This window comes from Dictyobacter kobayashii, from assembly GCF_003967555.1.
Taxonomy (GTDB): Bacteria; Chloroflexota; Ktedonobacteria; order Ktedonobacterales; family Ktedonobacteraceae; genus Dictyobacter; species Dictyobacter kobayashii.
Genome location: NZ_BIFS01000002.1, coordinates 2,130,291 through 2,154,770, shown reverse-complemented (window position 1 = coordinate 2,154,770; position 24,480 = coordinate 2,130,291). Strand labels below are relative to the sequence as shown.

Here is a 24,480-nt window from a genome sequence, read left to right as displayed (position 1 = left end):
AATAAGGCACCCTGCCTACAATACAAGTCGTTAAACAGACGTGTATCGCATCATTATTCTAAAATGGATGGTTAATATGGGCTACAGAACTACCTATTTATGACTGCACAACCCCAAAATGGCGCAAAAAGACCATTGATGTGCGCAGAACACATATCAATGGTCTTTTTGTACTATTCCCATATTTATCTGCATTAGTAGAGTAGCGCAACAGCGGCTGAGGCAACCACATGATACAGAGCTCCAGAGGTGTCACTTGGCAGAGGCGGATGATGTTGTAGAGTTGTCACGCCAAAGATAGCAAAGCCAATAATTACCAGCACAATCAAGCTCCAGAGGAGCCAATTGGTTTTGCGAGGGGGAACAATTTCAGCAACCTCTCCCTCATCATCTTGTTCAAGCGTCTCAGTATCTATATCGTTGACCTGGCCGTTCGGATGGTTTTGCACAATGATATCTCTTTCCAAGGATTTCAAGAAACAAAATAAAATCTCACTACTTCTTATACAACAAAAGGCCTTTCTCAACAAGGGCGAGTTTTTTTTCAGCTCGCTGAAACAGCCACAATACCCCCTGGGTACTAGCAAATGTGTGCCCCGAAAACAATTGGACGATCATCTCATCTATAGCAACTATTGAACGTATCAACCCAGGAGGGAAAAATTATGTTTCCAACCGTGAGTGGGAAAAATCTGGCGGGCCAGTCCTTTACACTGCCAGAAGATTTAGAAAAGGCCAGGAATCTCTTAATCATCGCCTTCCAGCAGCGACAACAAGACGAAGTCGATACCTGGACTCCGCTGGTGAAGCAGCTAACACAACAATATGCTGATCTGGCCTATTATGAACTACCAACCATTACGACGCTAAACCCGGTGTTTCGCTGGTGGATCGATAGTGGCATGCGCTCAGGCATCCCCGATCGTGGCGCACGCGCAGCAACCATCACCCTCTACCTGGACAAAAAAGCTTTTAAGCAGGCGCTGGAACTACCTGATGAGGAACGCATCTACCTGCTTATCGTTACCCCGGCGGGAGACATCCTCTGGCGCACCGAGGGTCCCTGGAGCAGCGAAAAAGAGCAGGCGCTCAAAAATTTCTTGCTCCCGGCTACCCCTTCAAGCGAAAAATAAAAGAGGCACACACAACACATGTGCAGCACAAAAAACTATAAGAAACGCCCTTGTAGAGAGAGGATACCACGCTCAAGGGCGGCTGCCACGGCCGATGCCCGCGAATCGACACCTAATTTATAGTAGATACTTGCCAGGTGCGATTTAACGGTTGGTTCACTGATACCTAGATGTGCCGCAATCTCCTTGTTGCGCTCCCCGTGCGCGACCCGCTGCAGGATCTCCTGTTCGCGCCCGGTTAACTCACTCCCCACTTTCTTAGGAACGGGTACGCTCTCAGGAGGAACAACGTCTACAGTTGGAGCATGAATCAGTGCCAGTAAGCAATTGATAGCGGCTGGATGCAATAAGGTATGTCCCTGTGCCGCGGCGTGGATAGCGTGAATCAACAATACGCGCCTGGCCTGTAATGTTAAACAGGCGAAGACGCCAGCCTGGAGCAAGCGCAACATATGCTCATCCTGCTCGTGCGCGGTAAAAACAACAATGGCGACCTGTGGCCATTCTCCACGTATCAACTCGATAGCCCGTAAACCATCCTGGTCCGGCATATGGGGGTCAATCAACAATACATCTGGTATCCATTCTCCAACCAGGCGGATCGCTTCTGGGATGCTGGTGGCGCATCCAATCAGTTCGATATCGGGATTGCCGAACAACATACTACGCAATCCTTCCAGGACCACGCAATGACTATTGGCAACCAGCAGGCGGATCTTTTTCTGCTTATGTTTCTCCAATTGATCCTCCTTAAAACATATTTCTTCTTTCTTCTTATCTACTCTTTAATTGTAGCAAAAATAAGCCTGCCTAAACCAATAATCGATGGATGATAGCCATCTGGATGAGAAGTTAATCAAAAGGATGAGGAGCGACATTACATCTTTTAGAGATTACGACCCCCGCTGAACGAACGATAGGCATTGTCTGCATTAATGGCTACAATAGGAATATAGAAATAAACAAGAAGTGAGCAATGAATGCGAAGCTTCATTAGCAGAAAGAGGAACTCATGGGTAATATTCAGCTACTTGCGGCAGGATTGGCTATTGGCCTTGCGCAATTGGTGCGGGACTCGCGATGGGTCTCGCTAATGGTAAAGCATATGAAGCCCTGGGGCGCAATCCAGAGGCGGCCCCTGCGGTGCGCGCTAATTTTCTGCTGGGACTGGTCTTTGCAGAAACCATTGCCGTCTATTCACTTCTAATCGCCCTGCTACTGTGGCTACATTGAAGCCACCCATAGCGTCATTTTATCTCCATGCTATGTATGGATGGGTCTGATAACTTGCATAACCCATCCATACATAGCATGGAGATAGCACTTATCGGGCTTATAGAGTCTGCCGACGCGCCAGGTTACGCTCTTTTACCTGCTGCGGAACCACGCTCTCTTCATCTCCATAGTCCTGCTCAAGGGCATCCTTCGCTTCTTCCGAAGGTGGCAGGATGAGGTATTCGTAGACACAGGCCGCCAGTACAGCCCCCACAATAGGACCGACCCAATAAACAAACTGATTGGTCCATACACCACTGACCAGGGCTGGTCCAAAGGCAAGCATAGGATTCATGGCCGCTCCAGTCAAGACGCCACCACTGAGAATACCAACCAGAACGGCCAGTCCGATACCAAACCCACCAAGTCTGGGCGTGCGAGAATCTACGGCGGTACCATAGATCGCTAACAACAAGAAGAAGGTCAACAGGGCCTCGACAGCTATACCCGCCCCCGCCGCTACACCATTGGAGAGGCCAGGTGTACCCAGTTGAGCAGATTTCCAGACCGAACAGGAAAGACCACACTCAGCATCAGGGCTCCAAGGATGCCCCCGGCCAGCTGAGCCAGAATATAGCAGAGGCCCAGTACAGGTTTGATGCGACGCGCGATCAGAAAAGCTATCGTCACAGCTGGATTAAAATGTCCCCCGAAGTGACGCCAAAAATTGTGATCAGCACTGCCAGGGCCAGACCATGGGCGGCCGCGACACCCAGCAAACCAATCGCACCTTGCGTCCAGGTATTGGCAACAATTGAGCCAGCTCCCATGAAAATAAACACAAAACAACCAACCAGCTCGGCTACGACGGCACTGACATCCTTGCGCTCAAAGCCGCTCTTGCGCTCTGGCCCGGTAGACACCATAAGCGCCTCTGCTTGCTGCTCACCCACCAACTTCGACTTACTATCAACATAGTTATCACTCGTACGGTCGTCCATGTTATAAGTTCTTCTTTCTTTGTGACTAAAAATATGCTCGAAATACCCTGTACTACTCTCATTACAGTATAAAAATCATTCTAAATTTCAGCTTACTTTTTGCTTTTTGTAGATAACAGTGAGCAGCAATATTAGACGATGACCCGGTGTTACACTGATATTCATCATAGCGGTATACATTGGATATCAATACACAGCAAAGAAGCTGCTTTTTTTTAAAGAGGAGCTTATACAATGTCATCAAACCCACTACCTGCAACTACAAATCTTAATATTGAGGAGCACATTGCCTTGCGGCGCGTACCTGCAGTAGGCTTACTGACCCTGGTGGTGGCACTGATTAGCAACATATTGATCGGGACCATCAGCTATGCCCTCTTCCCGATTTCAGGGGCCTTCATTCCACTTAACCTCATCCCGATTGCCTTCTGGACCCTGGTAGGAGTACTGGGGGCTGTGCTTGTATTCAGTATACTGGTCAGATTCGCAACCCACCCTCTCGCGACCTTCAGCAAAATCACCTTGATTGTGTTGCTGCTCTCTTTGATACCAGATCTGGTGCTCTTCTATATGTCACCATTTCCGGCCACGACGCCGCTAGCGGTCATTGCATTGATGTTGATGCATGTGAGTACCGCGACACTCTGCCTCGGCTTCCTAACATCATTGTGCACTGAACCAGACGTAAAGACAGCGGACAACGAAACCTATAATGATAGTGCGCAGCCAACAAACGCTTCAGATATAATCAATCCACTTGAACCCACATAATATGCTTGCGCGTAAATATGTAGCTCTATTAATGCAGGGGGCATATTATACTGGTCCAGATAGGTGCATATGCTCTATGACCCCCATATTAAAACGGGCGCTCAGGCGTACCGAGCCGTTTGGATCGTCATGAAGTAATGCACGCAAACCATGGGTAGCCTCCTGTACACTCAGGTGTCCCAGAACACTGGCAGCCTGTTGCCGCACAAAACAATGAGGATCTCGCAGACCCTTGCGAGCCAGGGTAGTGGCATGGAGAGGATACGAGTGACTGGCCAGGTTTAACGCGACGCTGCGTACTAACGGTGAGGGATGATCGGCATAAGCCTGGATATCTGGCAATGGTAGAGTCGCCTTCAGCCGCCGTATTCCCAGCAAAGTGGCGGCCTGCACTATGGGGCGTTCATCAGTGGTATAGGCCAGTAAATCAGTTAAGGTCAGGCCGTTGCCGCTCAAGGCCACGAGAATCGAACCCAACCGTCGCATATCAGTGATCGGCATGAGTGACTTCAAATAGAGGATAGCTGCTTCACCCTTCTCACTTAATACACTCGCAATACTATTATAATAGATAGAATAAGGATGATCGTCATATTCATAGAGACTATATAGTGGCTCTGGCTCAGAAAAGAGATCGATTAAGGCCGCCACCTCAAGTGTGCGCAGGTCGGCATCCCAGGCATAATCTCTCTTTGCCTCCTTGCCCAGGCGCTGCTGTAGATTCAGTAGCACAGCCCGCGCTACGATACGCACTTCCGGCTCAGCATCATCCAGCAGGGCAGAGATAGCGGCCTGTACAGTCTCATACAACTGCTCATTTGAAAAAAAGGTCCATTCAAGCTCATAAAGAGTATGTAAACGTACGATGGCATCCGGGTCCCGCAGGGCAGTTAATAAATAAGGTAGGCTCTCTTCACGTGTAAATGGTCCATAGACATTATTAATAAAGCGCAGCACCGCAGTCTTTACCCAGGGCGAGATATGTGGTTGCGAGAGGAGAGGTTCAATGCGCGCCCAAAGAGCGTTATTCCAATTTTTGACATGCCGCAGTTTCCCGATAGCACGAGCAACAACGTGTGGGCGAGCATCATCCAATAACGAAAAAAGGGTGGCCTGATCACCTGGCTCCTCTTCCCATCTGAAATCCAGGGCGCTCAGAATGGCATATATTTGCGGAGCACTGGCCGAAGGCAATACATCCAGTAAGAAGTGGATCTCACCACGGCGAACCAGCTTAAAGGCCACGGTATCGTAAAAAAATGAGCGCGTCAGTAGATCGCCAGGCTCCAGATCTGGTGCAGGCAACAAAAAATAAGCGCGTAACTCTGCAATAGTTATGCGCTTTAATTCCGGATGGAGTTCTAGCATGTCAGATACACCCTGTACAATAATCTCTGCTCAGACGATGATTGACATTACAAATAACCGTCAGCTACAGCTCAATGGGAATAAATCTCGATAATTTGTAGTTTTAGCATAACATGACCAGCAAGTAATAGTAAACAATAAAATACATCACCCGGGGCTTCACATTTGCTGGGACAATTCTATTTGAGACAATTTTTCCCAGGTGATATGCTTCAAGAACAAGGATTATTGAAACGCTATACAACTATTGCTTCGTAGCCCAAGAGGAAGCACTATTGCGAGAACAAGACTCCCTCATAAAACCCAGAAAATAGAGAGGAATTTATAGCATGGGAAAGCATCCTTAAAACTTGGATATAAAGCGTCGGCCGAGCAATTTGGTCCACGCCAGCTCATCGACTTCTCTGTTGAAGCTGAGCAAAATGGCTTTGATAGCGTATGGGTCAGTGACCATTTTCAGCCCTGGCGGCATACCAATGGCCATGCCCCTCAGGCCCTTGTCTGGCTGGGTGCCGTGGGCGAGCGCACCACACACGTTGAGCTGGGCACAAGTGTACTCACCCCAACCTTCCGCTATGAACCCGCCGTTATCGCCCAGGCCTTTGGCACCCTCGCGGTCCTCAATCCTGGCCGCGTCATCCTGGGTGTTGGTTCAGGCGAATCCTTGAATGAAGTCGCCGTCACTGGTGCTGAATGGCCAGAGGCAAAAGAGCGCCTGGCACGTTTACGCGAAGCGGTGGCGCTGATCAAACAGCTCTGGACAGAAGATCTGGTTAATTTCGAGGGCCAATACTATAAAACCCAGAATGCCACCATTTATGATAAGCCAAAGCAGCCCGTTCCTATCTATATCGGTGCCGGCGGCCCGGTCGCTGCAAAATTCGCTGGTCGTGCCGGTGATGGCTTCATCTGCACATCCGGCAAAGGTGAAGAGCTGTATCGTGATAAGCTCTTGCCAGCCGTCGAGGAGGGAGCCAAAGCGGCCAACAAAAATCCCGATGATATCGAGCGCACTATCGAAGTAAAGGTAGCCTTTGACACCAATCGCGATCATGCTCTGGCCGACACTCGCATCTGGTCCGCCCTGGCCCTGCCTGCCGAAGATAAGGTCCAGATCCACGACGCACGCGAAATGGAGCGCCGCGCCGAGGGCGTTGCCGACCAGGCTCATCGCCGCTGGCTTGTCTCTTCCGATCCTGAGGAACACATTGAGCAGATTCGCCCATACATCGAACTGGGCTTTACACACCTGATCTTCCACTATCCAGGTGACGACCAGTCCCGTTTCATAAAACTCTACGCGAAAGAGATTCTGCCACGCCTGCGCCAGCGCTGGGGATAAATTTCCAGTTGCCAGCATAACTAATACACCTGCCTCTTACCAAAGAAGCAGGTGTATTAGTTATCTTTTTAAGTATTTTCTCTTTGGCGCAAAAAAGATTCGGGCGCGTCAGCGCACGTCCGCACAAGAGCGACACGCTTCTTCTGAGGATGGGAGTGAGATAAGCTCTAAGTATGCTTAGCGCAATTATAAAGTCCAAAAGAACTCAAGGGGTTGTGCGCGCCCGGCGGCATCCATAATTTGCTAGAGACGAGCGAGCAATGGGTAGCAACCCACCTGATATCATCAGCATTGCCTCCGGCAGCCAGAACGCTGATCGTTGTGATTTTACGTTTGCCCACTTTATGCGTGACGCGATGGATATTATTAAACAAAAAGTAGTGGATCGTGCCCTGGTTAACCAGGTCGATCAACTGTGTTCTGGTCAAAATTGTATCGCCTCCACCAAACCCACCAATATCCATCACGGGCTGATCGGTAGCCAGAATCAACGGTTCAGCCGGCCCGGCGAATTGTGTGCTCACCAGGAAGCGCGCATTCTGACGATGGCTTTGGAGATAGTTAATTAAGCGCGTGTAAGCAGTATTTATCGGCGATGGAGGGCCTTGTAATTGGGCTGGAGTCACAATCGTCAATTCGCCGGTCGTACTGATATGCACACTTGGACCTGCTGATCCCTGGAAGCCTTGTTTCACAAAGACCGAGTAACCACTCCAGAAGGTTGGCGCGATCAAGAGGGCCAGGGTACCAATAATCATCACTGGCAAGAGAATAAAAAAACGATTGCCGGGGGCCGGTCGGCCGCTGCGTGGTATGTCCTGCTGCATGCCAGGGGTGGGCCGCCTGAATATGAATAAACGGGCCGCGGCCAGCAACAGGGCCACAGCAAAGCAGATCCCGATAATTGTTGGTACTAACCAGGCATTCCAGCCTCTATAATAGTGCACGAAGAAACCCTGGAGGGCTGAGGTCAACATCAGGGCACAGGGAAGAAGCCAGCCACGCCACCCCGGTCGCACGTAGTCCCGCCACATCAATACAATACCGATGCCAGCCAGGGCGCAGATAGCCGGCGCGAGCATGACCATGTAATAGACGTGAAAAAAGGCTGCCACACTGAAGAAAGCATACATTGTTAGTAACCAGACACCCCAGAGTATCAGTGACTGCTGCCTACGCTCCAGGGGAATTGCGGCCGCGCCTGCCAGACGATAGCCACCATAGCCAGGAGGGCCAGCGGCAAGAACCAGCCAACCTGTACACTCAACTGGCGATTAAAAAGGCGCAACGGATCAGGTCCTCCGGTTTCACTGGCCGCCAGCGCATTGGCCTCTGCTTGCCGGGCCTCCGCTATCTGTGCGGGCGTCTCTGTAATTATTTTTTCGACAATCGCGGCGGGCTTGGGATTACTGGTTGGTATATGTCCCAGAAGGCGAGCCACACCATTCCAACCCAGAGACAGGCTTAATTCTGAGTTATCGCTAGTAGAACCCACATATGGACGTTGAGAGGCCGGGGTAGTGTCAACGACCATGATCCAGGAAAAAGAGACGATCAGAAGGAGCACGGCCGCCAGCAATAGATGGAGCAGGCGTATCCACCAGCGTCGTGGCGCTCCCAAAGCATAGGTTAAAGCAAAGGCAGGCAACACCAGGTACGCTTCCAACATTTTAATATTGAAACCGAGCCCAACCAGTACGGCACAGGCAAGCAACCAGCGCAGATGGCCTGTCTCGGTAGCCTTCATCAGGGCCCAGGCCGCAAACAATGTACAGCAGACAAGCAGCATATCGATGGTATTATTACGACTTGTCACAACGCTGAGCGGAGTCAGGGCCAGGGCCAGAGCCGCCAGCAGACCAGCCCACTGACCAAAGATGCGCGCCACCAGATGATGGAGTACAAACACACAGATAACACCGGCCAGCGCCTCCGGCAACAGCAGACTGACACCAGAAAAGCCAAAGATCCAGGCACTCAAGGCCTGCAGCCAGAAGCCGAGCGGAGGCTTATCAATAGTTACAAAACCACCAGGATCAAAAGAGACAAAAAAGAAATTATGCCAGTTCAATAGCATACTCTTAACGCCAGCAGCGTAATAATAATTGCCATAGCCAATCCAATTTAAATGATAGAAATTCAAGAACGCGGCCAGCAACCCGATCAAGCCAAGCAGCACACGCTGCCACCAGGAAGGAACATCTGGTGGATATCTATGAACAGCGGCCAGTGGCTGTGTCACCTCATTATTGGCAATCGTAATGTCATTTGCCTGCATATATATGTCCTCAGTTAGATTTTTTGCATATCCGGGTCAGTAAAATTCTTGCAGAATGATGCCAGGGAAGCAATCTTACCTTGCTCAAGTGAGAATAGCATGAATATCTCAAGTATTATGCAAGATTATCTCAAAAAATTCTGGGTCCAGATAACTGCACTATATACTCATCTCTTTATACAGCAAAAGTCTGGCAAAAATCTATTATTATGCATAAATATAGTCAATCTATCCATCTGCTATGCAGGGCTTTTTACTTTTCCTCTTTGGCGCCTACGGCGCCGGGTTGGGGGTGTGGAGTGTATGTGGTGGGCGGCTGCGGCCGCCCACCACATACACTCCACACCGGAAAGCATGGGCCTTGTATCGCTTGCTCGTACTCTCCATGTTTGCAGGAGGAAGGAGGCCGCGGCCGCACACCACATACACTCTACACCGGAAAGCATGGACATCGGATCGCTTGCCGGTGATCTCTGGATGAACATGAAAAAGCCCTGCCGCTATGAGCCACCCGGACCAGGCTCACAGCAAGGATTCAACTCAAGTGGGAACAAAACACCAGTGCATTTAATATTCTCTTAACAATAAATATACGCCATTATAGGCCATAAATATGTATAGTTTTTCAAATGGAAAATTACGCAAAAAATATTGTACAATCAGATTAGTACAAAGAGAACACATGCAAAGTCTTACTTGAGTTTATTTCCTGGCCCATCTTGCCTGTGAGATCAATGTGATACATTCGTGTCTGGCAGTGATATATATGTGATCTGAAAGGAGTATCTTAGACTCATAAGAAAAAAAGAAAATTAAGCGCAATTAGGAAATAAACCAATTATTTTCATATGGAGGGAATACCATGGCAAACCAGGTGGAGAGCGTCAAGACATATCTTGAGCCAGATCTACTTGACAGAATGCATCGGTATTGGAATGCAAGCAACTACCTGACTATCGGTCAGATCTACCTACAAGAAAATCCGTTGCTGCGTGAGCCATTGCGTCCAGAGCATATTAAGCCTCGTTTACTGGGTCACTGGGGCACCTCACCAGGTCTTAATCTTATATATGTACATGCAAACCGCTTGATCAAAGACAAAGATGTCAATGCTATCTATCTGGCGGGTCCAGGTCATGGTGGACCTGCACTAATTGCAAATGTTTACCTGGAAGGAACCTACTCTGAAGTTTATCCAAAAATATCGGCGGACAGCGAAGGTATGCGGCGTCTTTTCCGTCAATTCTCATCCCCTGGTGGCGTACCAAGTCATGTAAGTGTCCCCACACCTGGATCTATCCACGAAGGTGGTGAGCTAGGCTACGTGCTCTCACATGCATTCGGTGCCGTTTTTGATAATCCAGATCTGCTGGCCATTGCGGTGGTGGGTGACGGTGAAGCTGAGACCGGGCCTTTAGAAGGTGCCTGGAAGAGTGTCAAATTTCTTAATCCGGCCCGTGATGGCGCGGTATTGCCCATCCTGCATCTCAATGGTTATAAAATTTCTGGTCCAACGGTGCTGGGTCGCGAAGAGAACGAAGAAGTCAGCCAGCTGATCTCAGCCCATGGCTATGAGGTCTTTGTAGTTGAAGGGGATGATCCCAAAACTGTCCACCAGCTTTTCGCGGAGACACTCGATATCTGCTATGCGAAAATTCGTGCCTGTCAGGAAGATGCGCGCCAGAATGGCTTTTCAAGCCGCCCGAAATGGCCAGCGATCATCCTGCGTACCCCGAAAGGTTGGACCGGGCCTAAAGTAGTCGATAATATACCGATTGAAGGGACGTTCCGCGCCCACCAGGTCCCTGTTTCAGATGTGCAGAACAATCCCGAACACCTGAAGATTCTAGAGAATTGGCTGCGCAGCTACAAGCCAGAGGAGCTCTTCGATGAAGAGGGCCATCTGCTACCTGAACTGGCTGAACTGGCTCCTAAGGGGGAGCGCCGCATGGGCGCTAATCCGCATGCCAACGGTGGAAAGATCCTGGTTGAACTGGATCTGCCCGAGTTTAAGGGCTATGCCCTCGATGTCAAGCATCCAGGCACAGAGCATCAAGAATCAACGCGCCAGCTAGGCAAGTATATGCGCGACATCTTTACACGCAATGCCGACCAGAAAAATTTCCGCCTCTTCTGTCCTGACGAGACTAACTCAAACCGCCTGGGCAATGTTTTTGAGGTTGAGAATCGCTGTTCAGTCGGAAAAATCATTGATATAGATGACCATATCTCTCCTGACGGCCGCGTGATGGAGGTCTTGAGCGAGCATCTCTGTCAGGGCTGGTTGGAGGGCTACTTGCTCACTGGACGGCATGGTCTCTTTGCTACCTATGAGGCATTCGCCATGGTGTCTGACTCTATGACCGTGCAACATGCGAAATGGATGCAAGAGGGCATTAAATTACCCTGGCGCGCCCCCATCTCGTCACTGAACATTCTGTTGACCTCGACCTGCTGGCGCAATGACCACAATGGTTTCAGCCATCAAGGCCCTGGCCTGATTGATACTGTACTCTCGAAAAAGGGCTCGATCGCACGCATCTACTTGCCCCCGATGCCAATAGCTTGCTGGCGGTCTCGGATCGCTGCTTCCGCAGTAAAAACCATGTTAACCTGATCGTCATCGACAAACAGCCGCAATTGCAATATATGACGATAGACGAGGCGGTTGAACATTGTGCCGTGGTCTGTCTACCTGGAAGTGGGCCAGCAACGAGGATAATCTTGAGCCAGACGTTGTCCTGGGCTGTGCCGGAGATATTCCAACCCTGGAAACCGTGGCGGCCGCCTGGTGGCTGCGCAAACATATTCCAGAGCTCAAAGTACGCGTCGTGAATGTGGTCGACTTGATGTCTCTCTATCCGGCCTTCTTCCATCCTCACGGACTGGACGAAGCTACCTTTATAGAGCACTTTACGGTCGATAAACCCGTTGTCTTCGCCTTCCATGGTTATCAGCGGGCCATCCACGAAATCATCCATGGACGCAGTAATGTATCCCGCTTCCATGTGCGTGGCTTCATGGAAGAAGGCACCACGACCACGCCATTCGATATGGTGGTTAGAAATGGCATGAGCCGCTACCATCTATGTATCGAGGCGCTCAAACGAGCACAGCGTGTCAAAAACCTGGCACCCGAGTTGATCGCGGAGTGCGAAGATATCCTGGTGAGACATGAATCCTATGTACGGCAGAACCTCCAGGATATGCCCGAGGTGCGCGACTGGGTGTGGAGCGATTAAGTGTTTAGCTGGAACAATGACGTTCCGATCTGCTAACCCTTTTTAACAATCGGAGGTGATGTCTGATTAGAAGGCATCACCTCCTTCTTTATTTTGAGTTTGGACGTTTGATAGATAGGGATATAGTGCGTTACAGTGAACAATAAGAATTGATAGGAGCTTGCGAAAAGGTGCCAATGCGACAAAAAGCCATTGTCATACACAGCCCCAGTTCTGGCCGGTCGGGCAAACTGACTGAAGCCCTTAGCTGGTTGCACCAGGCCGGACTGGAGATTGTAAATACCATTCCGATTAGCGCTATTGATGGTCTGCCTCCCCAGGGTCCAGACTGGCAAGAACAGGGTATCCAACTGGTTATTGCCGCCGGTGGCGATGGACTGGTGGGTGGGGTCACCTCGCATATTGTGTCCAGCGGCTTGCCACTGGGCATTTTACCATTGGGTACCGCTAACGATGTGGCCCGCACGGTGGGCATCCCGATGGATATCAAGCAGGCGGCCGCAGTAATCATGCGCGGCAAGATTATAAGTATAGATATTGGCGTGGCGCAACGGGCCGAGCAAGAGCCCATAGTATTTCTGACCACAATACTCAGGTCATCCCTCCTGGCTCGAAGAGCTATTTCGCGCATGCCCTGACCATTGGCCTGAATGTAAAATTCGCTAAATTTGCGACCGATAAACAACTGCGCAAAAAATTTGGAAATATGACCTACGCGGCCGCGGTGGCTAAGGCACTACAGAGTTATACTCCCCTTGAAGTTGAATTGCACTTCGAGGGCCTGGCCATCTATAAACATGATGCCGCAGGCCAACCAGTGGGAAAGCCCAGCATCCTCGACAAAACGATTACGATGCGGCGGAAAGTAGCACAGGTCACTATTGTCAATTCGCCAGTCTTCTGGGGAGCATTACAGGCTACCGTCCCGGGCGTCAATTTACATGATCGCCTGCTGGATATCATCGTGATTGAAGACAATCGACTAGAAAAATTGCTACATAAAATACTGAATTTCTTTAGACGGCGTACAGCTCAAAAAGCCGAGCAAGAAGACTGGTATACGCAATTTCCAGAACTGCTTGCCGCCGAACGTACCAACATCCCTGGCATTCACCATGTCCAGGCCCGGGATATTACCATCTATTCCTGTGGCAAACGGGCGGAAGTAACTCTGGATGGAGAGATACGAGGCCAGACCCCGATTCATGCTCGTGTCGCAGACGAAGCCCTCAATATTATTGTGCCCTGAACCTGAAAAGTGGCAATATTAAGCTCAACAATGCGTCGCTTGATAGGAGCGCTCCGCAGGTACACTCTCTGTTTGAAGCAAAAATGAGCGGCGGAGAGGCAACATCAAAACGTCGACGTATTGCCAGGGTACCACGCGCTCAGCCAGTGCACGCTCAATATATACCAGTTTGATTCTGACACAGATGGGACATAGATTGGTACCACAGGCCAGGCAACAAGTAACATTGCACTCCGGGCATTCAGTGGCCGTCAATCGTTTACAGTAGCGGCATGGATATTCCAGCGGCTTCATGCTTGCTGCTCACTTGATGAGACATGTTGAAAATGGAGCAGCGACTCGCAGAGGCCGCGATAATAACGCGACGCTTTCCGATAGCGTATCCATTTAATGATCCCATAGTATCCAACCAGGCTACAAAAAATTCCGAGCAGGCAGGCCCCTGCTTCCCATAGTAGCCCCCCAGGATTTTCCAGCGCGCTCATAAATATCAGTTCCACCCCTACTTACCCCTTACCACAATCATATTTTCACTACCAGCGTGGCTGGTAACAAATGGAATACGGACTATTTTATTGGCAGATTGCACAGTTAAATCGCTCGTCAATGCGTAACAGAAGCTGCTATGACCATATGCCATCAACTCCAGACATAATAGCCAATGCAAAGAAATTTCCAGTGGGAGCGAACCTCTTTGCAGCAAAAAAAGCTTGCAGAGGTGCTCGATAGTAATGAGTGAATCCAACAGATTTGTTGTTGGCCGTAAGGTCTGCATTGAATACAGGTAAGCATTAGTGCTTGCTATATCCATTATAGCATCCTGCTGGCAAAGCACCTGGAAAGTACCCGCAGCGTCTGGAGGTGACTCGCTATGAACTGATGGCAATGGAACAGCCGGAACGGCACAAATCTCTCGTGGAGTATTTCTTGAAGGTATAAACAACACGGCGGTGACATCTACCTGTGTATCAGGTTCAAGTTGACTGCGTTGAACGGCCACAGGTAAATAAACTGTATCTTGATCCGCGACATCGTCTGATGGCCGCATAAAGATATCCACAAACTCCTCCCCTCACTTACACACTATAAACCCAACGTGCTGTGCAACATCTCAAATAAGACAAACTGTTCGACCAGGCATCGTACGATGGCAATCCATGCAAGCAGCTACATGTGCAAATTCAATGACGATGACTGCCGAGATGAGCGCATGTGAATCATGTAATATACTGCCGAGAACCCTGGTGAGACAGCTTACCTGGATCTCATTCGTTACACTCAGGTGCAGGAATACATAAATGTATTGTATGTATATTCTTTAATGGTCTGCACTGAAATATAACATCCTACGCTTTTTATTATACGTATCCAGAGATCGCAACTCAAGGGAAAGGCGTCAAATCCGGTTTTATTAGGAGAAAAGTCCTTGCACAGCACTCTTTGTAGAATAAGAGGGGGATAACGAGCAGATTGGTAAAGCGTTGATTGATCTGGTATGGCATGATCGCTCAGGGCAAAAAAAGGGAGCATATATTATGCTGGCTCCCTTTTTGTAACAGCTAACAGGCATGTTAGCGATGAGATTGAGTACTTGCGTGCCGGCGATCCCGTTCGTAGCCACGCTCTCGCTCGTTTGAACGATTCCGCTCATTGCGCTCATAGGAGTAATCCCGCTCACGACCACGGTACTTATCAGCTTCCCGCTCGCGACCATGGTACTTATCAGCTTCCCGTTCGCGGTCTCTACTGTACTCCCGGTCGCGGCCCCTGTTGTTCTGTTGAGAGTTATAGCTATGCCCTCGTTTGCGCCCTTTACGTCTGCCCTCACCAAAAGTGCCATAGACAAAATTAATGAGCACAATAATTAGCAGCAAAGCAAGAAAGCCGCCGAGCAATAAAATCCATTTATCCATAAACAACTGCTCCTCCCGAACCGGGTCTCGTTTTGATACATTTTGACATCATACTTATAGCAGACGTGCTACTGCCCCAAAAATCAAATGCAGCTGGCTCTCTTAGCGATAAAAGTCTCTGATTATGCGTGACCGTTAAGAAACAGTTTCTCATTTTTCTGCTCACTTTGCAACATCAAGCAAACAGGAGTCAGGGCTTTTTCATGTTTCTCTTTGGCGCCTGCGGCGCCGGGTTGGGAGTGTGTGGAGTGGGCTGCTGCGGCAGCCCACTCCACACACTCCACACCTGAAAGATGTATATTCTCTGGACGAACATGAAAAAGCCCTGAACAGGAGTCAGGGCTTTTTCATGTTCGTCAAAAAATTGTAGGGAGATCACCAGCAAGCCATACAATCTCCATTCTTTCCTGTATGGAGTTGTGGTGGGCGGTGGGCGGCCGCGGCCGCCCACCGCCCACCACACTCCCAACCCGGCGCCGCAGGCGCCAGAGAAGAACATCAAAAACCCCTGAACAGGAGTTACAGAGGCTTACCACCCTTTGGACCTCCATTGGACCAATCCTGCATGTTTCTCTTAATTTGCCACCATCAAGTGGCAAATTAAGAGAAACATGCAGGACTGTTACTAATACCCTTGACATTTTTTCTGCTCAACATGTATAGTCAGTATGTACTTATTTAATGTTCATTAAGTAACCTAGCTATTGGTAAAAAATTTAATGATTTTTGATCAGGAAAGCGCCAACGTAGACAAGCGCCATACGGAGCGAGATCCAGAAACCCAACGCCGCATTCTGGCAGTCGCCGAACGACTATTTCTCGCCAAGGGCTTCAAAGGGGTATCGATGAAAGATATCGCCGATGAAGTACAGGTAACGGCTGCCGCACTCTATTACTACTTTCCTCGCGGCAAACAAGAGCTATTCATGAGCATGGTCCAGCAATACGTTCAGAACTGGACACAACAAACTTTTGAAAGCATTTCCCAGATCGAGGGAACGCGTGCCAAACTTGTCAAACTGGCAGAAGCCTTTTTTTCGCGCCAATTTAGCAATTTCTTCGCCCTGGTGAGAGACATTGAAGAGTTTTGCCGCGATAAGCCAGTAAAAGAGAGTTGTTTAAAAGAAATCGTCAGGACCGTCAACAACTGCAGAATATTTTTCAGCAGGGTATTGACAATGGAGAGCTTAGAGCGGATGTATCGGCGGAAACATATATGTCTATGTTCGAGGGGATTATGATGGGAATGCAATTCAAACGGCATTTTCATTCTGATCAAGAGGTCGACATACCAGTTAATGTAGCTGCCATGGCTGAAATGGTTGTTAGCTGTTTATTAGATGGTATTGCAAAAAAAACAAATGCACAGATTTAAAATAGACTGCTTAAAACCATACCCAGTTAAACTAATAAACACATCTATTATAGATAACATGAACTTAATGAATGTTTAGTAAGTACAACTGTTACGGAAGACACACATCCATCCGAAAGGAGCAACGGTAATGTCCTTTTTATCAAGGATTAGCCTGGCAAATAAAAGCATTGTTGCCCTGGTCACCATTGCTATTTTGATCTTTGGTGGCCTAACTATTCCATCACTGAAGCAAGAACTATTTCCATCAATCTCATTCCCAACCGTCTCGGTAGTCACTGTCTATCAGGGGGCTTCGCCGTCGATTGTCGAACACGATGTAACCAATCCACTTGAGCAAAACTTCCAGGGGATTGCCGGGGTGCAGACCATTACATCGTACTCAAATGAAGGAACATCGATTATCTCCGTTTCATTTGATTATGGTACCGACCTCGATAAGGCACGTCAGACGTTATCGCAACGTATCTCACAGACCCAGGCGAGCCTTCCTACCAATACTACCCCGCAGGTACAATCCTTCAGCATTGCTGACCTGCCTATTATGCAACTGGCAGTGACATCGGATGCTGACCCGCAGACCCTGGCCGCGCAGCTCAAACAGAATGTCGTACCAAGTCTGGAGCGCATCGATGGCGTTGGGACTGTCAATGTAACAGGCGTGCGCGACCAGGTTGTGAATATTACCCTCGATCCAGCCAAGCTTAAGGCCAATGGCATCAGTTCCACCCAGGTTTCAGGTGCACTGCAGGCCAATAACCTGACCATACCGGCTGGCGATGTTACCGCCGATGGCAAAACTGTGCCCATTAAAGTCGGTAATACCCTGAATTCATTAGATGATTTGAAAAATCTCGTGGTCGGCACACATAGCACAGCCAGCGCGGGTATTCCAGGCGCTGGTGGCGCAGCTGGTGGGACCAGCGGTTATCCTGGCGCTGGTGGCGCTGGCGCAGCTGGTGGGGCCAGTGGTTATCCTGGTGCTGGCGGTGCTGGCGCAGCTGGTGGGGCCAGTAGTTACCCTGGTGCTGGTGGCGCAGGAGCAACCGGTGCGACTGGTGGCGCAAGTTTTGGTGCTGGTTCAGCAGCGGCTGCTCCTGCCCAGGTCACACTGGTCAAATTGAAAGATGTCGCCACAGTCGAAGAGGTACTCGCCCTTCAACTTCGTTGACACGAACCAACGGCAAGCCCAGCCTGGGCCTCTCGATCGTTAAAACCTCAAATGGCAATACCGTCACCATTTCCAATGCGGTACGCGATCAGATTAACAGCCTGCAAAGCACACTGGGACATAATGCCCACATTTCAATCATCTCCGACCAGGCTCCTTCAATTAGCAAGTCTATCGTGGACCTGACACGTGAGGGTCTGATCGGTGCCGTATTCGCCATTATTGTGATCCTGATCTTCCTGCTGTCGATTCGTTCGACGCTGGTAACGGCGATCTCAATTCCTTTGTCGATCGTGATTGCATTAATTGGTATCTATGTCGGTAACTACACGCTTAACATTCTAACCCTGGGTGGTCTGACCATCGCCATCGGGCGCGTGGTAGACGACTCAATTGTCGTGCTAGAAAACATCTATCGGCACTTGCAACAGGGTGAGAAAAAAGATGTGGCCATTCCGGCGGCGGTCCGTGAGGTAGCTGGAGCGGTCACCGCTTCAACCCTGACCACAGTGGCGTCTTCCTGCCAATTGCTTTTACCGGCGGTATTGTCGGAGAGCTGTTCCGCTCATTCTCGGTCGCGGTCACTATCGCGCTGCTAGCCTCACTGTTTGTGGCTCTGACCATTATTCCGGTGCTGGCTTACTGGTTCTTGAAATCTCCGAAAGCTGGTAAAGAGAGCAAACCGGAGAAAGTGTCGTTACTGGAACGTGGCTATACCGCCCTGGTGCGCTGGGTGACCGGTCGTGCCTGGCAGCGTGCGCTTACGTTGGTAATCGCACTGGCAATTCTGGTTGGCACATTCAGCCTGACTGGTCGCTTGCAGACCAACCTGTTTGGTTCATCTGGCCAGAACACCTATTCAGTCACACTTACCATGCACCCGCTACCAGCCTGCAGAAAACGGATGCCGCAGCTCAACAGGTAGAACAAGCCCTGCAAAGTCTGCCACACGTCTTGACCAGGCAGACCGTGGTTGGTTCAGGTGGCGGCCTCTCCAGCTTCTTTGGTGGCGGTGGTTCCAACACAGCTACATTCGCGCTCACCGCTGACACCAGTGCTGATCAGACAGCGTTTGAGCAAGCACTTCGCGACAAAATTAATAGCATTAAAAACGTTGGTACCCTGACAGAGTCGGCCAGTAGTGGTGGCTTTAGTGGCTCCAACCTGGAAGTCGATGTCAAAGCATCCGATGATGCAACCCTGCGTAGCGCGCCCAGCAGGTAAAAGACGAGGTTGCAAAGATCTCTGGTTTGACCGACGTTGCCAGCAATCTTTCTGATGCAGTACCGCAGATCGAGATCAATGTCGATCCACAAAAAGCACTGAAATATGGTATGACGGCCGCTCAGGTAGCCCAGAATCTGCGCTCAATCTATAGTGGTACCACAGGTGTGACTAAAATTACCCTGGATGGCACCAGCGCGATGTCAACATCTACTTCGGTACCCGGTCACCACGGTAGCTCAGATTCGTAATCTGACCATTCAACCACCCTGGGTAGTGCCAAAGTGGGAGACATGGCAACCGTACAGAATGCCAATGGTCCAACCCAGATCACCCATATTGATGGCAATCGCACCGCATCAATCACGGCCACGATTACCGATACCAATGTGGGTTCCGTAAGTAGCACAGTACAACAGCACCTGTCTAAACTGACCTTGCCGAGCGGGCCTCCTATTCACTGGGTGGTGTCACTTCACAGCAATCAGACACCTTTAAGAACCTGCTGCTGGCCATGGCCGTTGCGATCCTGCTGGTTTACTGTATTATGGTTGCTACCTTCCGCAGCCTGCTACAGCCAATCATCCTGTTGATCTCAATCCCATTCGCGGCCACCGGCTCATTCGTCTTACTGCTGATCACTAAAACCCGTTGGGTGCCGCTGCCCTGATCGGCTTCTTGATGCTGGTCGGTATCGTGGTCACCAATGCCATCGTGTTACTTGACCTGGTACGGCAATACCGTACGCAAGGCATGGATGCGCAGTCAGCAGTGGTCGAAGGTGGACGCCACCGCTTACGCCCGATCTTGATGACGGCGATCGCGACCATTCTCGCCTTGATGCCAATGGCGCTAGGCGTAGGTGGTTCAGGTGGCTTCATCTCACAGCCGCTGGCAATCGTGGTGATTGGTGGTCTAACAACCTCCACCATCCTGACCTTGCTGCTGGTTCCGACCCTGTATGTGATCGTCGAAAGTATTCGCGGCCGCTCAGGCGGCACGCCCGTCAATACTGTCGAAGAGAAAGATACAGCGGAAATTCCTGTTCCAGCTCTTCAGTAGCTGCAAACCTTCAGGCCTTTAGCAAAGGGCCACTCCTGTGCGGGCGCTGGCGCGCCCGCACAGGTTTTATTATATAGTACAGAAAAGGTGTTATGCACCTTTTCTGTACTATATAATAAAAAGAACATGGGCTTCCGCGCGTGGGAACTCGTACAAATTTTTCTTATGTGCCGTTGGCGCGTAAGCTCAGGTGTGAAGATCGCGGTGATCATGAGGATCAGAGACACGCTTAAAGAGAGCCTGCACCTGAGGCGAGGCGAGAAACTGTGAACGCAACTCATAGTTGGTGATCTTTCCGGCCAGCTCCTCGACAATAGCTGCGGCACGGGCAAACGCCAGAGTTGCCTGTTCGTGCTCAGCACGGGCCATATACAGTCTGGCCAGGGCCGCCTCTGCCTGCCAGAGTTCTCCAGGCAGGCCAATGGTTTTCGCTGCCGCGCTGGCTTCCTGCAAACATAGCCGAGCGCGCTCGCTTTCGCCCTGTGCTTCAGCAAGGACAGCACACGCACGTGCATAAGAGATGGAACAGCGCTTGTTGCCGCCAAAAAGCTGCTGAAAAGCCTCAAGATCCTCTGTCGCTTGCGCACTGGCGCCTGCCTGCACTAGCGCGAAGGTTTCGGGCCAGCGAGGAACTTCTGGACAGACCACTTCCCTGGGATTCCTTATCGCTAAGGCCTGCCGGGCATAGCTGGCAGCTGTTTCCCAATCTCCGGCCAGGGCATAATCAACGCACAGGAGGGAGATGCTCAAGCCAATGTAGCGCGATGAGGGTACTTTCTTACTCGTCTCCAAAGCTTCCAGGTGCGCCTGGAGCGCCTTCTCAGGCAGCAATAGTGCCTGATATGCCAATCCAAGTGAGACCAGGTTGACGAAGAGAATAATATTAAAGGTCAATGTGCGCGCTATTTCGGTGCACTGGAGCGCAATTGTGAGTGCTTCTTCGTAGGAACCAATCTCGAGCAGATTGCGCACGAGCTGGTAACCGCAATTTGCCTGTCCCCAGGGGTGTTCAATCTCACAGCTGATCGCATAGGCTAGCCGCGCAGCCGTGAGCCCCTCATATGGTTGCCCGCAATTGATGCGCGCGTCCGCGATCCTGCTCAGGCAATCCGCCTCCATCATGCGATCTCCCTGCGCGACAAAATGTTGCCGTGCTTCTTCAGCAAACGCTGCCGCTTCTTCCCACTGTCCCAGGGCCCGCGTAGTATAAGCCAGAATATTGAAGGTTTTCGCGGCCAGATCCTGCTCTTCAAGTTCACAGGCCAGAGCATAGGCCTGCTTCGCATAAGTCAGGCTCGTATCCAGATTCAAAATATAGTAATTGACTCGTGCCATGCTCCATTGCGTCTCGGCTATTCCACGCCGGTCCTGATGGCGCTCCGCCACCACCAACGCAGCTTGAAGCAATGCCAGCGCGTTTCCCAGTTGCGAGAAGTCTTCACTGACCAGGACGGCCAGGTGATTGAGCGCAGCACATTCCATGCCTGGATCTGCGTTGTGGCGCGCGCTTTCCAGCATCGTCTGATAAATAGCATGGGCGGCACTGGCTTCATTGCGATGTTCGTAGGCCCGGCCAAGGCGCGTAAACAGGTGTGCAAGCTCGCCAGTCGGTACCTGCAGCCTATGCTCAGTCATCAGCTGGCGAGCTTGCTCATAATGTCCGATGGCGTCGCGCATGGCAAACACATGCAGAGCTTCATCGCCCGCCGCCAGGCTCCAGCGAAAGGCAGCCTCAGTAGCCCGCTGGCCACGGCGTGATAGGCCAGTTCCGCAGCCGGCGCGCTCACTTCTTCCAGTAATTTGAGCGCTCGGCCATGGAAGACGCGCCGACGTTCTTTGCCAGCTTCGCTGTACACCAGTTCGCGAAGCTTGTCATGGACAAACACATAGCAGATAGAGTTTAAAGCTCCTGGCTGCCGCCGAGATTCGCGCAGGAACAGGCTATTCAAGGCTTCATCCAGGCCAATAAGCCCCTCTTGAGTGGAGAGTTGAGCCAGGCAACAAAGATCCTCGAATGAAAAGTCATGGTCGAGAACCGCACCCGCAACCAGCAGTTCACGGGCAGTTGGAGAAAGCTGAGCCAGGCGATTCTGGAGCATCTCCCGCACACCCGCAGGCAATATTCCTCCGAGAGTACCAGCATTAAGCAAAGCAGCTTGCGGCTCAAATATCCACCCCTTCCCTTTAAGCAAGCGAGGCACTAACCCACCATGTTCAAGCAGTGCCTCCAGCAGAGCTACCAGGTAGAAGGGCTGCCCCTGTGTTTCCGCATACAACCATGCCGCAAATTGTTCTGGACCGAGGCTGGCTGTGGACGCCCGGGTATGCTGCTTGGATGGATCACTAGCCAGGGAAACGTGCGCATCCGCTGTTTCTGCTTCATGGGGTTCCGACAATGAATGAACTAGCTGCAGAATGTCTTGCTGAGAGAGTGGCCCCAGTTCTATGCGTGTCAGTGGGATAACACTTTTCAGGCTGGCAAGCCATTCGATCAGGCGTGCTTCCGCCCGTTTTGCGCTTGTGCGCCGATTGAACAACAATAAAACGGGGGTAGCGCGTTCCGCCCAGCGTCTGCAGAGATAATGGAACGCATCCAACGTCGCTTCATCAGCCCATTGCATATCATCGATAAAGATAAGTAGCGGTTGCTGCGTAGCAACCGCTTGCCCCAGGCGGGCCAGTGCTTCTAGCAGGCGAGCTGAGGCAAATGTCTCGTCAGTGGTCGGGGGTGGCAGATTGGGATAGTGCTCGCGCAGCTCGGGCAGGAGGCGGCTCAGCTCCGCTATCCAGGTATCGCTAAGCAACTGGCGCAGATCCTGTTCTGGCTCACTAAAAGGACTGAAGCAATCGAGCAGAGGTTGATAGGCCAGGCGCTGGTAGGTTTCATAGGCTTTTCCTTCAAGTATGGCTGCTCCTTGCACCTTTGCCCAGTCGAGAAACGCAGTGGCCAGGCGGGATTTACCCGCTCCTGCTTCGCCTTCCAGCATGATAATTTGTGGCTGCCCGGCAACAGCTTTCTCATATAAAGTGATGAGTCGGCTTAAAGTCGCTCCTCGACCCACTAAAGGAATTTCGAGGAAGGTTTGTACAGCCAAGATACGCGCATTGTCTTTGGCCTGACCCTTTACCGGGATACAGGCGAGGTATTGCGGATAATATCCGCCAGGGCCTGCAATTTGGAGGATGGCCTGACGGCGAGTTCCGTGTGCAGAATTTGCTGGCAGGTTTCGTAGCTTTTCAAGGCTGCGACACGATTGCCCAGAGAGAAATGTAGTTGCATCAGGCGTAAATAGACAGCTTCATTGAGTGGATCGCAGGTGCGCCATCGTTCGGCAGTTTCGATCGCTTGCTCGATCTGCCCTTCTGCATGTTGGAGTTGAGAGAGCCAGTCCAGTACCTGCTCAATACGCGTGAACCAGGATTGACGTTGCACCCCAACCCAGTGATCGAAATCGACCGCATCGCGCAACACAAAATCCTCCAGGAAACCACCACGATACAAGGCCACTGCCTGCTGCAGATGGGCAATCACGGTCCTGCGAGCCTCGCCTTGCATCGCTTCGGGCGCGGGGAGTTGCTGGATCAAGTTCCAGGCGGCCTCAAACAGGTGCAGGTCAAGCTCAATGCTAGAATTTAGATTAAGCCCAAGGGTATCATAGTTGATGAGCAGATGTGATTCATGTTGTGGTGACATTCCCTCTTCCAGTGCCTGACGTAAGTGAAGTAAGGCAACGCGCAGCGCGGTCCTTCCATGGGCCGCATCTCTCTCCGACCATAACAGGCGAGCTAGCTTTTGACGGTGATGTATGCCAGGTTCCGTGGCAAGATAGATAAGGAGAGCCAGCGTTTTACGATCATGGAACGCCAATCGATGGCCGAGGTGCTCTACATTCGGAGTCCCGAGCAACGCAATCTTCAAGTCGCTCATTAATTGCTCCTTTGCACATACACGTTGCAGAATACACTTGTCCATCGAAGAGAGGCGGTTGGCAACAGCAGGGTGCTCTTCTGGACAGAACACAACCAGTGGTGGTAGAGATAGTATAGTTATCAAGAGACGCAAAGGCAAGAGAATTGCAGGGGAAGCGATCAAAAAAACGATCGTCTGATCATAATGCCTGGCAGATAAACGCTTT

General features: G+C 50.7%; 19 protein-coding genes and 4 pseudogenes. 9 read left to right on the top strand and 14 right to left on the bottom strand.

Annotated features, from left to right (window positions below; translation table 11 throughout):
• Nucleotides 1-194: 194 nt before the first annotated feature.
• Entirely contained in the window at nucleotides 195-449 is a 255-nt protein-coding gene (locus EL645_RS35820) for a hypothetical protein (protein ID WP_126557190.1), read from the bottom strand.
• Between the two features lie 216 nt (nucleotides 450-665).
• Here EL645_RS35820 and EL645_RS35815 point away from each other — a divergent pair, with 216 nt between their 5' ends.
• Nucleotides 666-1,133 carry a hypothetical protein gene (locus EL645_RS35815; RefSeq protein WP_126557189.1) on the top strand — a complete coding sequence of 156 codons (468 nt, stop codon included), beginning with the start codon at nucleotides 666-668 and terminating at the stop codon, nucleotides 1,131-1,133.
• A gap of 35 nt (nucleotides 1,134-1,168) precedes the next feature.
• On the opposite strand, the gene EL645_RS35810 is transcribed toward EL645_RS35815, so the two are convergent.
• Nucleotides 1,169-1,873, bottom strand: a complete 705-nt coding sequence (locus EL645_RS35810; protein ID WP_246035693.1) for a response regulator transcription factor — start codon at nucleotides 1,871-1,873, stop codon at nucleotides 1,169-1,171.
• 340 nt (nucleotides 1,874-2,213) lie between these two features.
• Here EL645_RS35810 and EL645_RS35805 point away from each other — a divergent pair, with 340 nt between their 5' ends.
• Nucleotides 2,214-2,366, top strand: a complete 153-nt coding sequence (locus tag EL645_RS35805; RefSeq protein WP_246035692.1) for an ATP synthase F0 subunit C — start codon at nucleotides 2,214-2,216, stop codon at nucleotides 2,364-2,366.
• Between the two features lie 100 nt (nucleotides 2,367-2,466).
• Here EL645_RS35805 and EL645_RS44865 read toward each other — a convergent pair whose 3' ends face one another.
• Both EL645_RS44865 and EL645_RS44860 read right to left on the bottom strand, forming a co-directional pair.
• Nucleotides 2,467-2,838: an aquaporin gene (locus EL645_RS44865; protein ID WP_371865847.1), complete on the bottom strand. Its 372-nt coding sequence runs from the start codon at nucleotides 2,836-2,838 to the stop codon at nucleotides 2,467-2,469.
• A gap of 29 nt (nucleotides 2,839-2,867) precedes the next feature.
• Nucleotides 2,868-3,178 (bottom strand): annotated as a pseudogene (locus tag EL645_RS44860) (aquaporin).
• Between the two features lie 405 nt (nucleotides 3,179-3,583).
• Between EL645_RS44860 and EL645_RS35795 the strand changes: the two are divergent.
• Nucleotides 3,584-4,120 (top strand): DUF6069 family protein, encoded by a 537-nt coding sequence (locus EL645_RS35795; RefSeq protein ID WP_126557188.1) that lies wholly within the window; start codon nucleotides 3,584-3,586, stop codon nucleotides 4,118-4,120.
• Nucleotides 4,121-4,165: 45 nt separating this feature from the next.
• Here EL645_RS35795 and EL645_RS35790 read toward each other — a convergent pair whose 3' ends face one another.
• Entirely contained in the window at nucleotides 4,166-5,488 is a 1,323-nt protein-coding gene (locus EL645_RS35790; RefSeq protein ID WP_126557187.1) for a HEAT repeat domain-containing protein, read from the bottom strand.
• Between the two features lie 343 nt (nucleotides 5,489-5,831).
• Between EL645_RS35790 and fgd the strand changes: the two are divergent.
• Nucleotides 5,832-6,830 (top strand): annotated as a pseudogene (fgd, locus tag EL645_RS35785) (glucose-6-phosphate dehydrogenase (coenzyme-F420)); the annotation flags it as partial.
• A 167-nt stretch (nucleotides 6,831-6,997) separates the two neighbouring features.
• Here the strand turns inward: fgd and EL645_RS35780 are convergent.
• Together EL645_RS35780 and EL645_RS35775 are read right to left on the bottom strand one after the other, a co-directional pair.
• Complete coding sequence (locus tag EL645_RS35780) at nucleotides 6,998-7,963, bottom strand: mannosyltransferase YkcB-related protein (RefSeq protein WP_126557186.1); 966 nt, start codon at nucleotides 7,961-7,963, stop codon at nucleotides 6,998-7,000.
• A 26-nt stretch (nucleotides 7,964-7,989) separates the two neighbouring features.
• Entirely contained in the window at nucleotides 7,990-9,108 is a 1,119-nt protein-coding gene (locus EL645_RS35775) for a glycosyltransferase family 39 protein (protein ID WP_126557185.1), read from the bottom strand.
• 862 nt (nucleotides 9,109-9,970) lie between these two features.
• Here EL645_RS35775 and EL645_RS35770 point away from each other — a divergent pair.
• The 3 genes and pseudogenes from EL645_RS35770 (at nucleotide 9,971) to EL645_RS35760 (ending at nucleotide 13,599) form a co-directional block, all read left to right on the top strand.
• Nucleotides 9,971-12,350: pseudogene (locus EL645_RS35770) on the top strand (phosphoketolase family protein).
• Nucleotides 12,351-12,526: 176 nt separating this feature from the next.
• Nucleotides 12,527-12,988 carry a diacylglycerol/lipid kinase family protein gene (locus EL645_RS35765; RefSeq protein ID WP_126557785.1) on the top strand — a complete coding sequence of 154 codons (462 nt, stop codon included), beginning with the start codon at nucleotides 12,527-12,529 and terminating at the stop codon, nucleotides 12,986-12,988.
• Nucleotides 12,925-13,599, top strand: coding sequence for a diacylglycerol/lipid kinase family protein (locus EL645_RS35760; RefSeq protein WP_307720605.1), 675 nt, complete (start codon nucleotides 12,925-12,927; stop codon nucleotides 13,597-13,599). The genes EL645_RS35765 and EL645_RS35760 overlap by 64 nt, the downstream gene beginning before the upstream one ends.
• 24 nt (nucleotides 13,600-13,623) lie before the next feature.
• On the opposite strand, the gene EL645_RS35755 is transcribed toward EL645_RS35760, so the two are convergent.
• From EL645_RS35755 to EL645_RS35740, 4 genes are all read right to left on the bottom strand, one after another.
• On the bottom strand, nucleotides 13,624-13,893 hold the full coding sequence (locus EL645_RS35755) for a hypothetical protein (protein WP_126557183.1): 270 nt from the start codon (nucleotides 13,891-13,893) through the stop codon (nucleotides 13,624-13,626).
• Nucleotides 13,890-14,099, bottom strand: a complete 210-nt coding sequence (locus tag EL645_RS35750) for a hypothetical protein (protein WP_126557182.1) — start codon at nucleotides 14,097-14,099, stop codon at nucleotides 13,890-13,892. Before EL645_RS35750 ends, EL645_RS35755 begins: the two co-directional genes overlap by 4 nt.
• A gap of 2 nt (nucleotides 14,100-14,101) precedes the next feature.
• On the bottom strand, nucleotides 14,102-14,659 hold the full coding sequence (locus EL645_RS35745; RefSeq protein ID WP_126557181.1) for a hypothetical protein: 558 nt from the start codon (nucleotides 14,657-14,659) through the stop codon (nucleotides 14,102-14,104).
• Between the two features lie 511 nt (nucleotides 14,660-15,170).
• Nucleotides 15,171-15,512: a hypothetical protein gene (locus EL645_RS35740; RefSeq protein WP_126557180.1), complete on the bottom strand. Its 342-nt coding sequence runs from the start codon at nucleotides 15,510-15,512 to the stop codon at nucleotides 15,171-15,173.
• Between the two features lie 704 nt (nucleotides 15,513-16,216).
• Here EL645_RS35740 and EL645_RS35735 point away from each other — a divergent pair.
• Nucleotides 16,217-16,753: a TetR/AcrR family transcriptional regulator gene (locus EL645_RS35735; RefSeq protein ID WP_136625354.1), complete on the top strand. Its 537-nt coding sequence runs from the start codon at nucleotides 16,217-16,219 to the stop codon at nucleotides 16,751-16,753.
• A gap of 264 nt (nucleotides 16,754-17,017) precedes the next feature.
• Nucleotides 17,018-20,344: pseudogene (locus tag EL645_RS46295) on the top strand (efflux RND transporter permease subunit).
• A gap of 186 nt (nucleotides 20,345-20,530) precedes the next feature.
• On the opposite strand, the gene EL645_RS35725 reads toward EL645_RS46295, so the two are convergent.
• Genes EL645_RS35725 through EL645_RS35715 form a run of 3 tightly spaced genes read right to left on the bottom strand, consistent with a single transcriptional unit; the run spans nucleotide 20,531 to nucleotide 24,272 of the window.
• Nucleotides 20,531-22,030, bottom strand: a complete 1,500-nt coding sequence (locus tag EL645_RS35725) for an ATP-binding protein (protein ID WP_136625353.1) — start codon at nucleotides 22,028-22,030, stop codon at nucleotides 20,531-20,533.
• Complete coding sequence (locus EL645_RS35720) at nucleotides 21,979-23,439, bottom strand: ATP-binding protein (RefSeq protein ID WP_161977972.1); 1,461 nt, start codon at nucleotides 23,437-23,439, stop codon at nucleotides 21,979-21,981. Before EL645_RS35720 ends, EL645_RS35725 begins: the two co-directional genes overlap by 52 nt.
• 29 nt (nucleotides 23,440-23,468) lie before the next feature.
• A complete protein-coding gene (locus EL645_RS35715; protein ID WP_161977971.1) occupies nucleotides 23,469-24,272 on the bottom strand; it encodes an AfsR/SARP family transcriptional regulator in 804 nt (267 codons plus the stop codon).
• Nucleotides 24,273-24,480: the final 208 nt, after the last annotated feature.

Coding starts and splice junctions, on each gene's coding strand:
- EL645_RS35775 (WP_126557185.1), bottom strand. CDS start 9,108: ATGCAGGCAAATGACATTACGATTGCCAATAATGAGGTGACACAGCCA.
- EL645_RS35805 (WP_246035692.1), top strand. CDS start 2,214: ATGGGTCTCGCTAATGGTAAAGCATATGAAGCCCTGGGGCGCAATCCA.
- EL645_RS35740 (WP_126557180.1), bottom strand. CDS start 15,512: ATGGATAAATGGATTTTATTGCTCGGCGGCTTTCTTGCTTTGCTGCTA.
- EL645_RS35790 (WP_126557187.1), bottom strand. CDS start 5,488: ATGCTAGAACTCCATCCGGAATTAAAGCGCATAACTATTGCAGAGTTA.
- EL645_RS35795 (WP_126557188.1), top strand. CDS start 3,584: ATGTCATCAAACCCACTACCTGCAACTACAAATCTTAATATTGAGGAG.
- EL645_RS35780 (WP_126557186.1), bottom strand. CDS start 7,963: ATGTATGCTTTCTTCAGTGTGGCAGCCTTTTTTCACGTCTATTACATG.
- EL645_RS35715 (WP_161977971.1), bottom strand. CDS start 24,272: ATGAGCGACTTGAAGATTGCGTTGCTCGGGACTCCGAATGTAGAGCAC.
- EL645_RS35755 (WP_126557183.1), bottom strand. CDS start 13,893: ATGAAGCCGCTGGAATATCCATGCCGCTACTGTAAACGATTGACGGCC.
- EL645_RS35815 (WP_126557189.1), top strand. CDS start 666: ATGTTTCCAACCGTGAGTGGGAAAAATCTGGCGGGCCAGTCCTTTACA.
- EL645_RS35765 (WP_126557785.1), top strand. CDS start 12,527: ATGCGACAAAAAGCCATTGTCATACACAGCCCCAGTTCTGGCCGGTCG.